General features: G+C 69.8%; 10 protein-coding genes. 7 read left to right on the top strand and 3 right to left on the bottom strand.

Annotated features, from left to right (window positions below; all coding sequences use genetic code 11):
- Positions 1 to 140: 140 nt before the first annotated feature.
- The 4 genes from B2284_RS04895 to B2284_RS04910 all read left to right on the top strand — a co-directional run bounded on the left by B2284_RS04895 (position 141) and on the right by B2284_RS04910 (position 5,404).
- Positions 141 to 1,049, top strand: coding sequence for an NAD kinase (locus B2284_RS04895; protein WP_074039489.1), 909 nt, complete (start codon positions 141 to 143; stop codon positions 1,047 to 1,049).
- 67 nt (positions 1,050 to 1,116) lie between these two features.
- Positions 1,117 to 2,859, top strand: a complete 1,743-nt coding sequence (recN, locus tag B2284_RS04900; RefSeq protein ID WP_074039578.1) for a DNA repair protein RecN — start codon at positions 1,117 to 1,119, stop codon at positions 2,857 to 2,859.
- A 79-nt stretch (positions 2,860 to 2,938) separates the two neighbouring features.
- On the top strand, positions 2,939 to 4,576 hold the full coding sequence (locus tag B2284_RS04905) for a CTP synthase (RefSeq protein WP_074045223.1): 1,638 nt from the start codon (positions 2,939 to 2,941) through the stop codon (positions 4,574 to 4,576).
- Positions 4,577 to 4,729: 153 nt separating this feature from the next.
- Positions 4,730 to 5,404, top strand: coding sequence for an NUDIX domain-containing protein (locus tag B2284_RS04910; protein WP_074045224.1), 675 nt, complete (start codon positions 4,730 to 4,732; stop codon positions 5,402 to 5,404).
- 4 nt (positions 5,405 to 5,408) lie between these two features.
- Here the strand turns inward: B2284_RS04910 and B2284_RS04915 are convergent, their stop codons facing one another.
- On the bottom strand, positions 5,409 to 6,389 hold the full coding sequence (locus B2284_RS04915) for an asparaginase (protein ID WP_074045225.1): 981 nt from the start codon (positions 6,387 to 6,389) through the stop codon (positions 5,409 to 5,411).
- Positions 6,390 to 6,463: 74 nt separating this feature from the next.
- On the opposite strand from B2284_RS04915, the gene B2284_RS04920 reads away from it, so the two are divergent.
- From B2284_RS04920 to B2284_RS04930, 3 genes are all read left to right on the top strand, one after another.
- On the top strand, positions 6,464 to 6,898 hold the full coding sequence (locus B2284_RS04920; RefSeq protein ID WP_006943881.1) for a YchJ family protein: 435 nt from the start codon (positions 6,464 to 6,466) through the stop codon (positions 6,896 to 6,898).
- A gap of 284 nt (positions 6,899 to 7,182) precedes the next feature.
- A complete protein-coding gene (gene aspS, locus B2284_RS04925; RefSeq protein WP_074045463.1) occupies positions 7,183 to 9,018 on the top strand; it encodes an aspartate--tRNA ligase in 1,836 nt (611 codons plus the stop codon).
- Positions 9,019 to 9,164: 146 nt separating this feature from the next.
- Positions 9,165 to 9,758, top strand: a complete 594-nt coding sequence (locus tag B2284_RS04930; protein WP_074045226.1) for an HAD family hydrolase — start codon at positions 9,165 to 9,167, stop codon at positions 9,756 to 9,758.
- Positions 9,759 to 9,814: 56 nt separating this feature from the next.
- On the opposite strand, the gene B2284_RS04935 is transcribed toward B2284_RS04930, so the two are convergent.
- The gene (locus B2284_RS04935; protein WP_083607103.1) at positions 9,815 to 12,100 is read right to left on the bottom strand and encodes an MMPL family transporter; all 2,286 of its coding nucleotides are present in this window, start codon (positions 12,098 to 12,100) and stop codon (positions 9,815 to 9,817) included.
- Positions 12,097 to 12,570: hypothetical protein (locus B2284_RS04940; RefSeq protein ID WP_286697263.1), on the bottom strand; the 474-nt coding region annotated here is incomplete at its 5' end. The genes B2284_RS04935 and B2284_RS04940, both read right to left, overlap by 4 nt.

Raw genomic sequence — 12,570 nt, forward strand, 5'->3', positions numbered from 1 at the left:
GGTCTCGCGTGGAGCCCGATGGTGGGCAGCCACGGCAACCACGAATACCTCGTCTGGTTGCGTCGCGCCGCGGTCGGTGGCGCACTCGACGACGCCTCCGGCAACCAGCGAATCCGCGACCTCACGCGAAGGAGCGAGTGATGAACCGCCGCGTCCTGCTCATCGGCCACCCGCGCCGGCCCGAGGCCTACGAGGTCGCCGAGCGACTCGTCGAAGGGCTGACGGCCGCCGGGATCGAGGTCGCGGGCATCGCCGACGAGCTGGCGGCCTTCGGGATCGCGCAGCGGCCGGGCGTCGTCACCGTCGCGCCGGAGGAAGCCGGGGTGGCGTGCGAGCTCGCCGTCGTCCTGGGCGGTGACGGCACGATCCTGCGCGCCGCCGAACTGTCGCGCGACTGCGGGGTGCCGCTGCTCGGCATCAATCTCGGCCACGTCGGGTTTCTCGCCGAGGCGGAGAAGGAGGACGTCGAGCGGATCGTCGCCTGCGTGCGTGAGCGCTCGTGGATCGTCGAGACCCGCGCGACGCTCGAGGTCGTCGCGACCGACGGGCGCGGTGAGGTGGAACTGCACCGCGGGTGGGCGCTCAACGAGGCGAGCATCGAGAAGGCCGCACGAGAGCGCATGCTCGAACTGACCGTCGAGATCGACGGCCGTCCCCTCGCGTCCTGGGGCGCTGACGGCGTCGTCATCGCGACGCCGACGGGGTCGACGGCCTATGCCTTCAGCGCGGGAGGACCGGTCGTGTGGCCGGACACCGAGGCCATCCTCCTCGTGCCGATCTCGGCGCATGCGCTGTTCGCGCGCCCGCTCGTGCTGGGGCCGCGCGCGCAACTTGCCGTCGAACTCGTGCCCGGTGCGCAGGGGCGCGCCGTGCTGTGGTGTGACGGGCGGCGCCCGTTCGATCTGCCCGACGGCGCCCGTGTCGAGGTGCACGCGAGCGACAAGCCCGTCACGCTGGCGCGCCTGAGCACCGCGCCGTTCACGGATCGTCTCGTGCGCAAGTTCGACCTGTCGGTCGAGGGCTGGCGCGGCACGCGACGCGCGCATTGAAAAGTTCATCTGTTCGTAAGCGTGTTCGAATCACCATTCGTCGCGTCGTGCCCCTAGGGTGGGAAGCGTGCTGAGGGAAATCCGGATTCGCAACATGGGTGTCATCGCCGACGCGACGCTCGAACTCAGCCCGGGGCTCAACGTGGTCACGGGCGAGACGGGCGCGGGTAAGACGATGGTCGTCAGCGGTCTCGGGCTGCTGCTCGGTGAGCGTGCTGACGCCGATCGGGTGCGCACGGGGGAGAAGTCGGCGCTCGTCGAGGGGTTCCTCGACGTGCCGGGCGAGCATGTGAGCGCGGCCGCGCTGGCCGATGAGTTCGACGTGGAGGCGGGCGACGAGGTGATCCTCAGCCGCTCGGTAGCCGCGACGGGGCGTTCGCGTGCGCAGGTGGCCGGGCGCAGTGTCCCCGCAGGCGTGCTGGCGCGCATCGGGCATGAGCTGGTCGCGGTGCACGGGCAGGCCGACCAATGGCGGCTCAAGCAGCCCGAGGAGCACCGTCAGATCCTCGACGCGTTCGCAGGCCCCGAACTCTCGGAGGTGGCGCAGCGCTACCGCGACGGGTATGTGAGGCTGAAGGCGCTGCGGGCCGAGCGGCGCGAGTTGACGCTCAAGGCGCAGGAGCGCGCGCAGCGGCTCACGATGCTCGAGGCTGGGATCGCGCGCATCGACGAGATCGAGCCGATCGAGGGTGAGGACGTCGAACTCGCGGCGGAGAGTGAGCGGCTCACGCATGCCGAGGATCTCCTGGCCGCCTCGCGTGGTGCGGGTGCGGCCCTGGCCGGCGACGAGTTGTCGCCCGACGAGCCGAATGCGCTGGCGCTCATGGCTGCTGCGCGCAGTGGGCTCGAGTCGGGTGTGACGCTGGACGCCGACCTCGCACCGTTCATCGAGCGGTTGCGGGAGGTGCAGACGCTCACGGCCGACCTCGCCGCGGACGTGGCGCAGTACGCGGCCGCCATCGACATGGATCCGCAGCGGTTGCAGGAGGTGCATCAGCGGCGCGCCGCCATCACCCAGCTGCTCAAGGCGTACGGGCCCGAACTCGACGACGTGCTCACGTGGCGTGAACAGGCCGGGCGTGAGGCGCAGGAGCTCGCCGGCTCGGACGATCGCATCGCCGCGATCGACGCCGAGGTCGCGGGGCTCACGCCGAAGGTCGGGGCTGATGCTCTCGCGCTGCACGATCTGCGTCGATCCGCGGCCGAGCGACTGGGTGAGGCTGTCACGCAGGAGCTGCATCACCTCGCGATGGGCTCGGCTCGCCTCGTCGTCGAGGTCTCGATCGCCGAAGCCGACAAGGGCCTCGAGTTGCCCGACGGGCGCCTCGTCAAACCCTCGGAGCACGGCATCGACGACGTCACGATCCTGCTGTCGGCCAACCGCGGCATGGATCCGAAGCCGGTGACGAAGGCCGCCTCCGGTGGTGAGCTGTCGCGCGTCATGCTCGCCCTCGAGGTGGTGACCTCGACGGGCAGCGTGCCCACGTTCGTGTTCGACGAGGTGGACGCCGGCGTCGGGGGCGAGGCGGCGCACGACATCGGCGCGCGCCTGGCGCGGCTCGCGCAGAGCGCGCAGGTCATCGTCGTGACGCACCTGGCGCAGGTCGCGGCGTACGCCGACAACCACCTCGTCGTCCACAAATCGCATGACGGCGCCGTCACCGAGAGCGGCGTCGCCGCCGTCACGGGTGACGCGCGCGTCACCGAGATCGCGCGCATGCTGGGTGGCGACACGACAAGCGCGGTCGCGCGCGAGCACGCCGAATCCCTGCTGGCGGCGGCCGGCGCGTCACAGAAGTCGAGCGCATGAACGTTCTCTGGGTTCACATCCATCGTGCGGCAGCCCTGTCGCCCGAACACCTCTCGATGAAGTATGCTGGCATTCCGTGGTGGATCAGACGACGAAGCATATTTTTGTCACCGGAGGCGTGGCCTCCTCCCTCGGAAAGGGCCTCTCGGCATCCAGTCTCGGCCGTTTGCTGCGTTCGCGCGGCCTGCGCGTCACGATGCAGAAGCTCGACCCCTACTTGAACGTTGACCCGGGAACGATGAACCCGTTCCAGCACGGTGAGGTGTTCGTCACCGAAGACGGCGCGGAGACCGACCTCGACATCGGTCACTACGAGCGATTCCTCGACGTCAACCTGCACGGGCGCGCCAACGTCACGACCGGCCAGGTGTACTCCGATGTCATCGCACGCGAGCGTCGCGGGGAATACCTCGGTGACACGGTGCAGGTCATCCCACACATCACGAACGAGATCGTCGAGCGCATGCGCGCCGAGGCGAACAGCGACGACGCACCCGACATCATCATCACCGAGATCGGTGGCACGGTCGGCGACATCGAGTCCTTGCCGTTCCTCGAGGCCGCACGCCAGGTGCGCCACAACGTGGGGCGCGACAACGTCTTCTTCCTCCACGTCTCGCTCGTGCCGTACATCGGCCCCAGCGGTGAGCTGAAGACGAAGCCGACGCAGCACTCCGTCGCTGCACTGCGTCAGGTCGGCATCCAGCCCGACGGGCTCATCCTGCGCGCCGATCGCGAGATCCCCGAGCCGATCAAGCGCAAGATCTCGCTCATGTGCGACGTCGACTCCGAGGCCGTCGCGGCCGCCGTCGACGCGCCGAGCATCTACGACATCCCGCGCGTGCTGCACTCCGAGGGGCTCGACGCGTACGTCATCCGCCGCCTTGGACTGCCGTTCCGTGACGTCGACTGGGCCCAGTGGGACAAGCTCCTCGACCACGTCCACCGTCCGGCGCACGAGGTCGAGATCGCCCTCGTCGGCAAGTACATCGACCTGCCCGACGCCTACCTTTCGATCACCGAGGCGATGCGCGCCGGCGGTTTCCATCACGACACGAAGGTGAAGATCCGCTGGGTCGCCTCCGACACCTGCACGAGCGACGCGGGCGCGAAGAAGGCGCTGTCGGGTGTCGACGCGGTGCTCGTGCCCGGCGGGTTCGGCGTGCGCGGCATCGAGGGCAAGCTCGGCGCGCTGAAGTGGGCCCGTGAGAACAAGGTGCCGACGCTCGGCATCTGCCTCGGCCTGCAGTGCATGGTCATCGAGTACGCGCGCAACGTCGCGGGCATCGCTGACGCGTCAAGCTCCGAGTTCGACCCCGAGACGTCACACCCCGTCATCGCGACGATGGAGGAGCAGAAGTCGTTCGTCGAGGGCGCCGGCGACCTCGGTGGCACGATGCGCCTCGGCGCCTACCCGGCGAAGTTGCTCGACGGCTCGGTCGTGGCGAACGCCTACGGCACGACGGAGGTGAGCGAGCGTCACCGTCACCGCTACGAGGTGAACAATGACTACCTCGAGCAGGTCAGCGACGCTGGCCTCGTCGTCTCGGGTACGCACCCCGAGCTCGGGCTCGTCGAGTTCGTCGAACTGCCGAAGGACGTCCACCCGTACTACGTCTCGACGCAGGCTCATCCGGAGTTCAAGTCGCGACCGCACCGCGCGCACCCGCTGTTCGCGGGGCTCGTCCAGGCCGCGCTGGAGCGACCGAGCAAGTGACGACGTGCGGCTGCTGTTCGGGCCGCGTGTCATGAATCGAGGAGGGCGATGCCGGAGACGGCGCCGCCCTCCTCGGCGTTTCTTGGGACGTCGGCCTGCGACGTAGCGGCCGGGCGCGACCGGGTGCCAGTCCGGTGTGTCAGGATCGGTGGCATGACTTCCATGCACCCCACGATCACCCCCAGCGAACTCGTCGACGACTACACCCCCGCGCCCGTCGTGCGCAGCGACGTCGTCTACGAGGGACGGGTCTGGGACGTCGTCCAGGAGGAAGCCGATCTCGGCGATGCCGGGCGCGTCACCCGTGACTTCGTCCGCCACCCGGGCGCCGTCGCCGTCCTCGCCATGCGCGGCGAACCCTGCGCCGAGGAGGTGCTCGTCATTCGCCAGTACCGGCACCCCATCGGTGCGCAGGAGTGGGAGATCCCGGCGGGGCTGCTCGACGTCGACGGCGAGCCGCCGCACGAGGCGGCGCTGCGTGAGCTCTACGAAGAGGCCGACCTGCGCGCCGGACGACTCGACCTGCTCATCGACTACGCCTCGTCACCGGGCGGGCTCTCGGAGCAGCTTCGCGTCTTCCTCGCCCGCGACCTCACCGACGTGTCGGAGGATGACCGGTTCGAGCGCGAGGAGGAAGAACTCGACATGCCGACCGGCTGGGCTCGCCTCGACGACGTCGTCGGCGCAGCGCTCGCGGGGCGCCTCCACAACCCGACGCTGCTCATGTCATGCCTCGCGGCTCGCGCGGCGCGCGACGCGGGCTGGGCGCCGTTGCGCGCCCCCGACACCCCGTGGTCGGTGCACCCGGCATTCGCTCCGAAGCGGTAGCGGGTCAGCGGTAGCCGCCGCGGCGGCGCACCTCGGCGGCGATGCTCTCGCGTGACGCCCCGGTGGCCAGCATCGTCATGACGAGCAGTCGCACCTGCACGGCGCGCAGGTAGCCACCCATGACGACGCCGCGGCGCTGGAGGTCGACCTCCGCGCCGACCGCACCGTACGTCTCGACGAGCGCCGGGCCCGAGGAGGTCCGGCTCGTCATGATGACGGGAATGCGGGCCGCGATGTGTCCGACGCTCTCGGCCCACCACCCGGGCACGTGCCCGGCTCCGAGGCCGGCGATGACGAGCGCGTCGGCGCCCGCGCTCACGGCGTCGAGCGCCCGCGCCGACTGCCCGAGTGCCACCGTCAGGACGGGCACCTCGGCGTCGACGGCGTCAGGCCGGGGGAGGGCCCGCAGTCGCGCGGGGCGGTGGAAGAGGTGGGTATGAGCTTCGAGGACGCGCCCGATCGGGCCGCAGTCGGGGGAGACGAACGTCGTGAGCGATGACGTGTCGCCCTTCGTCACCGAGCGCGCCGCGTGGATCTCATCGGCGAACACGGCGACGACGCCCAGCCCACGCGCGGCGTCGCTCGCGGCGACGCGGATCGCGGCGAGCATGTTGGCGGCTCCGTCGGCCCCGGCCATCGTCGGGTTGCGCATCGCGCCCGTGACGGCGAACGCGCGCCCGTCGTCCCAGAGCAGGTCGAGCAGGTAGGCGCTCTCCTCGAGCGTATCGGTGCCCTGGACGAGGACGAACCCGTCGGCGTCGGAGGCACTCGCGCGCTGCAGCACCTCGAGCAGGTGCGCCGGGGTGAGCGAACCGCTCTGTTCGCGCGCGATCGTCTCGCCGGTGAGGTCGACGTCAGCTGCGTCGAGGCCGGGGACAGCGGCGATGAGGTCGTCGGCGCCGAGCGTGGGGCGCACTCCGGCGCCGTCATCGGAGGACATGGAGATGGTTCCGCCGAGGAAGTACATCGCGATCCGCTTCGTCATGGCGCACAGGTTATCGTCGTGCCAACGAACCGCCGCGCGCCGATCGCTGCGCGAGCCCGTCACCGAGGAGACCCATGCCTGCTGCGGCTGACCCAAGCGTGCGACCCGGCCCGGACGCTGAGTGCCCCTGCGCCTGGGTTCCCGGGCGCTCGTTGCGCGAATGCTGCGGCCCGCTCGTCCTCGACGGCGTGCTCGCGCCGACGCCCGAAGCGCTCATGCGCTCGCGCTACACGGCGTTCGTGCTACGTGACGCCGACCACCTCTGGCGCACCTGGCATCCGCGCACGCGCCCGGCTCAGGTCGGCGACCTCGACGGCGTGACGTGGCTGGCCCTGCGGGTGCTCGACACGGGTGACGGCGGCATGAACGAGGCCGATACGCGCGGCACCGTCACCTTCGAGGCGTCCTACCTCGCCGACGACGGCCGTCGCGGGGTGCTGCGAGAGCACTCGCGCTTCGAACGCCGCGCCGGCCGCTGGTTCTACGTCGATGGGGACGAGCTCGACTGAGCCGCGAAAAACACGGGCGCGTCGCACACGCGGCATCACCTAGAATGAGCAGGTACGCCGTGGCGGCCTGACACCCCGCCCGAGCATCGCCCGTGACGGGCGTGTTCTGCGGCGGACCGCGCGTCCGGCGTCACCGACGAGAGGCCGAAGATCTTTCGGCGAAGGTGTGGTGGCACCGCGACCTGGCCCCCGCCCACACCTCCCGGGCTGCTCCCACGTGGGGCGCCCGGTCGAGCATCGTCCGATCGACGCGTCGCCGCATGGAACGAATCGAGAGGAACATCATGCTTCGAACCCATGAAGCCGGAACCCTTCGCGCAGCCGACGTCGGTGACACCGTCACCCTGACGGGTTGGGTGGCCAAGCGTCGCGACCACGGCGGTGTCGCCTTCGTCGACCTGCGTGACGCCTCGGGCATCGTCCAGGTCGTCGCACGCGACGAGGTGCTGACTGGCGCCGCGCACGGTCTGCGCTCCGAGTACTGCATCAAGGTGACGGGTGAGGTCGCCGCGCGCGAGCCGAAGGACGTCAACCCGAACCTGCCGACAGGTGAGGTCGACGTCGTCGCGAACGAGATCGAGGTGCTCTCCGAGGCGGCGCCGCTGCCGTTCCAGATCGACGAGCGCATCACCGTCGGCGAGGAGGCGCGCCTCAAGTACCGCTACCTCGACCTACGTCGCAAGGACCAGGGCGACGCGATCCGTCTGCGCTCGAAGGTGAGCCAGGCTGCGCGCGCCGTGCTCAACGAGCGCGACTTCGTCGAGATCGAGACGCCGACGCTGACGCGTTCGACGCCCGAGGGCGCTCGTGACTTCCTCGTCCCCGCTCGTCTCGCGCCGGGCAGCTGGTACGCGCTGCCGCAGAGCCCGCAGCTGTTCAAGCAGCTGCTCATGGTCGCCGGGATGGAACGCTACTACCAGATCGCGCGCTGCTACCGCGACGAGGACTTCCGCGCCGACCGTCAGCCCGAGTTCACGCAGCTCGACATCGAGATGAGCTTCGTCGAGCAGGACGACGTCATCGAGCTCGGTGAGCAGATCGCGAAGGCCGTGTGGGCGACGATCGGCGTCGACCTGCCGACGCCGTTCCCGCGCATGACGTACGCCGACGCGATGGCGAAGTACGGCTCGGACAAGCCCGACCTGCGCTTCGGCAACGAGCTCGTCGAGTGCACGGAGTTCTTCAAGGACACGACGTTCCGCGTGTTCCAGGCCGAATACGTCGGCGCCGTCGTCATGCCGGGTGGTGCGTCGCAGCCCCGTCGTCAGCTCGACGCGTGGCAGGAGTGGGCGAAGCAGCGCGGCGCGAAGGGCCTTGCGTACGTCCTCGTCCAGGAGGACGGCTCGCTCACCGGCCCGGTGGCCAAGAACCTCACCGAGACCGAGGTGGCGGGCCTCGCCGGCCACGTCGGTGCGAAGCCCGGCGACTGCATCTTCTTCGCCGCGGGTGCGACGAAGGCGTCGCGCGCGCTGCTCGGCGCAGCGCGTCTGGAGATCGGCAAGCGCTGCGACCTCATCGACGAGAACGCGTGGAGCTTCCTGTGGGTCGTCGACGCGCCGCTGTTCGAGCCTGCCGCCGACGCTGTCGCCTCGGGGGACGTCGCCGTCGGCTCCGGTACGTGGACGGCCGTGCACCACGCGTTCACGATGCCGAAGGCCGAGTACGTCGACACGTTCGACACCGAACCAGGCGAGGCGCTCGCGTACGCGTACGACATGGTGTGCAACGGCAACGAGATCGGCGGTGGCTCGATTCGTATCCACCGCAAGGACCTGCAGGAGCGCGTCTTCAAGGTCATGGGTCTGAGCGAGGAGGACGCGCAGGAGAAGTTCGGCTTCCTCCTCGAGGCGTTCAGCTTCGGTGCGCCCCCGCACGGCGGCATCGCGTTCGGCTGGGACCGCATCGTCTCGCTGCTCGCGGGCACCGACTCGATCCGCGACGTCATCGCGTTCCCGAAGAGCGGCGGCGGCTATGACCCGCTGACGGCCGCGCCCGCCCCGATCTCCGCTCAGCAGCGCAAGGAGGCGGGTGTGGACGCCAAGCCTCAGGTCAAGAGTGAGGCTTCTGCGGACGCCGCATCGCCCGCCGCTCCGGCCGAGGTGTCGCCCAACAAGTCGTGATCGGATGATCGGCGACCGATCAACGGGTCGAGCCCCTGACGTCGCATGACGTCAGGGGCTCGACCGATTCTGCGCGACGCGCCGCCGGGGGTGCTGGGCCCGACAACGGTTTCAGGGCTTGCCCCTTTCAGCCGTAGGGTCGCCACATGCGTGATACGGCTACCGTCATGTTCGATGCCGACGGTGTGCTGCAGCACGCGCGTCACGGCTGGGTGGGTGCGCTCGACGCGATCGGTGGCGAGGGCTTCGCGTCCGTCGTGTTCGCCCGCGAACTGCCCGCCATGCGGGGCGAGGCGAGGATGCGTGACTGCCTCGTCGCCGCGGCCGAGGAGCACGGGGTCGCGCTCGATCCCGATGACGCGCTGCAGCTGTGGTCGCGTTTCGACATCGACGAAGAGGCGATGGCCGTCGTCGCCAAGGTCAGACGTGCCGGGTACGGCGTGCATCTCGCAACCAACCAGCAGGACGTGCGCCGTGACCTCATGCGCCGCCGCTACGCCGGAGTGTTCGACGAGGAGTTCTATTCCTGCGAGCTCGGCGCGTGCAAACCGGCCGAGGCGTTCTTCGCGTCGATCATCGACCGGCTGGACGTCCCGGCGGGTCAGATCGTGTTCGTCGACGATTCGGCCCGCAACGTCGCGGCGGCGACGTCCTGCGGCATCCGGGCACATCTGCATGACCCCAGCAGCGGCGCGGCCGGCATGCGCCGGATGCTCGAGGGCGCCGGTGTTCGAATGTGACCGCAAATCGCCGTTGGGGACGGGATTCGCAAAGGGGGACGCGATTCGCGGGGGAGTCAGTCGCGGAGGCCGAAGCGGGCGTGCCAGCGTTTCATCGGGGCGGGGGCCCACCAGTTCCACCGGCCCATGACGGTCATCGTCGCGGGCACGAGGATCATGCGGACGAGCGTGGCGTCGAGAATGATCGACAGGGCGAGGCCCACGCCGATCTGCTTGATGATGACCATCTTCGCCGCGGCGAACCCGAGCATGACGATGACCATGAGAAGTGCGGCGCTCGTCACGATGCGTCCGCTGCGCTGGATGCCGACGGCGACGGCGCGCGCGTCGTCGTCACCATGTTCGTGGGCCTCGACGATGCGAGAGAGCAGGAATACCTCGTAGTCCATCGCCAGGCCGAAACCGAACGCGATGAGGATGACGGGGACGGTCGACTCGATCGCGTCGTTGCTCGTGTAGCCGAGCAGCGATTCGAAGTGGCCGTTCTGGAAGATCCACGTCATCGCTCCGAGGCTCGCGCCGAGGGAGAGGGCGTTGAACAGGAGGGCCTTGAGCGGCAGGACGAGCGATCCCGTCATGAGGAACAGCAGCACGAGCGTCGCGAACGCAACGACGAGCACGACGTAGGGGGCTCGCGCAGCGATGGCGTGCGTGTAGTCGTCGAGCTTGGCCTGCTGGCCCGTCACCCATGTCGGAAATCCTGGGCGGTGAGCGTGCAGGTCGTGGACGACGTGCTGCGTGCGCCCGTTGGAGGGGGTGGCCCCGTCGACTCGCAATCCGACGGCGACCTTGCCGTCGCCGAGGTCACGCACGGGGTTGACCCCGGTGACGTATTCGCGGTGTGCGACATCCCTCGAGACCCACTTCGTCATCGTCGCCACGTCGGTCTCGCCGACGATGCTCACGGCGGGTTCGCCGAGCACAGGGAAGTCGTGGGCGAGGTCGTTCATGAGGGTGCGTTGCGGGTCCGACGTCGGCAGCAACGCGCTCGTCGAGCTCACCTGCCGCATGCCGAGCAGCGGCGCGGCCAGCACGAGCAGGACGACGACGACACCGCAGATCGAGATCCACAGATGACGCTGGACGGCGTGGGCGAGGTCGGCGAATCGTCCCTCGTCCGCGTCAGGCTGCACGCTCTTCTTCGCGAGGCGCGCCGCAGCGAGGCGCGCGCAGGCGGGCACGAGCGTCAGCGCCGCGAGGCAGGCGACGGCGACGACGGACAGGCCGGCGAGGCCGATCGCCTTTGTCACCGATGCGGGGAACAGGACGAGCCCTGCGACGGAGATCGCGACCGTAAGCCCGCTGAAGAGAACGGTGCGCCCGGCCGTCGCGATCGTGCGCTGGGTCGCGAGGTCGTGGTCGGCGCTCGTGAGCACCCCGTCGAGGCCGTCGGCCTCGCGCTGCAGCGCGAGGCGCGACAGTTCCTCGCGGAAGCGTCCGACGATGAGCAGGCCGTAGTCGATCGAGAGGCCGAGACCAAGAATCGTGACGATGTTGACGACGGTCGCATCGAGGTCGGTGACGTGGCTGAACCCGAGCAGCGCGAGCAGCCCGCCGGCGATCGCAGCGATCGCGCCGATGAGGGGGAGGCCCGCCGCGATGAATCCTCCGAACACGATGACCATGACGATGAGGGTCAGCGGGAAGGCGATGCCCTCTCCGGTCTTGAGGTCTTCCTGCACCTGATCGGTGATGCGCTTGAGCACTTCCACGGACCCGCCGGTGCGCACGCGCACCCCCGCGGGCGTCACCGCTTCGACGGCCTTCGTGACCTGCGCGCTCACGTCCTCCTGCACGCTCTTGTCGAGCCCAGCATCGAGCGTGGCGACGAAGACCATCGACTCGGGTGCGCTCGAGGAACGGTAGGCGGCAGCGACGCGCGGGTCGCGTTTCGCCGCGGGTGAGTACGCCGACTCGACCGCCGCCGTGTGCACGACGTCGTCGATCACCTGCTGCACCTTCGCGCCGACAGCCGCTTGCTGTGAACTCGCCACCCCGTCGAGCCGGACGGCGACGCTGCCGCCGGCCTTGTCGCCGGTCAGCAGCATGTCGTTGCCGGTGTGTGCCTCACCTGGCACGAACGGCTCTGCCTGCTGCAGGTGTGCGAAGAGTCCGCCGCCGCCGAAGGCGCCGGCCGTCGTCGCAAAGGCCAGCGCGACGGCGACGAACCACGTCAGGACGATGGCCTTGGCGTGACGTGCGACGAAGGCGCCGTAGCCTCGCCCGCTCGGACGCTCGCCGTCGGTCGAATCGGGCGAATGGCCTGAACCATTTGACTCGGCAGCCGACGAATCGTCGGCCCGCGAGGCCCCCGCGCGCTGTCGCGTGGCGCTCCACCTCATCCGATGACCGCCACGATGACGCTGACGAGCGCGAGGGCCATGAGGGCGCACGGCAGCGGCAGCCAGCGCACGCGACGACCGGAGGCGACATCGGTCGGGTTGTCCACCGTCTCGGCGTCGAGGGCCTCGCGCAGCGCGCCGGCAGAGCGCGGAGGCTGCGTCAGGGTGCCCGGCATCGGGCGCAGGGACGCGGTCGGCAGGATGCCGAGACGCGCGTCGTCGGTGTTGCGCGCGCCGCGCGCCTTCTGCGAGCCGATCGCCCACACCGTCGTCTTGTGCCCGTCGTTGTCATGGAGGACGAGGCTGCCCTTCGACGTGGCGTGCGAGATGCCCGGCCAGGGCAGCGTCACCTCACGCACGACGTTGGTGACGACGACGTCGTCCGCGCCGAAGCGGATGCCCGGGCGCACCATGACGCAGAACGACGCCGCGGCGAGGGCGAAGCCGACGAACGCCATCGTGTGCGGCGA

Origin of the sequence: Dermacoccus sp. UBA1591 (genome assembly GCF_002322065.1) — a bacterium.
GTDB classification, from domain to species: Bacteria; Actinomycetota; Actinomycetes; order Actinomycetales; family Dermatophilaceae; genus Dermacoccus; species Dermacoccus nishinomiyaensis.

Excerpts from the sequence above, each read along its gene's own strand:
- B2284_RS04930 (WP_074045226.1), top strand. The coding sequence starts at position 9,165 with ATGCGTGATACGGCTACCGTCATGTTCGATGCCGACGGTGTGCTGCAG.
- aspS (WP_074045463.1), top strand. The coding sequence starts at position 7,183 with ATGCTTCGAACCCATGAAGCCGGAACCCTTCGCGCAGCCGACGTCGGT.
- B2284_RS04915 (WP_074045225.1), bottom strand. The coding sequence starts at position 6,389 with ATGACGAAGCGGATCGCGATGTACTTCCTCGGCGGAACCATCTCCATG.
- B2284_RS04895 (WP_074039489.1), top strand. The coding sequence starts at position 141 with ATGAACCGCCGCGTCCTGCTCATCGGCCACCCGCGCCGGCCCGAGGCC.
- B2284_RS04920 (WP_006943881.1), top strand. The coding sequence starts at position 6,464 with ATGCCTGCTGCGGCTGACCCAAGCGTGCGACCCGGCCCGGACGCTGAG.
- B2284_RS04910 (WP_074045224.1), top strand. The coding sequence starts at position 4,730 with ATGACTTCCATGCACCCCACGATCACCCCCAGCGAACTCGTCGACGAC.
- B2284_RS04935 (WP_083607103.1), bottom strand. The coding sequence starts at position 12,100 with ATGAGGTGGAGCGCCACGCGACAGCGCGCGGGGGCCTCGCGGGCCGAC.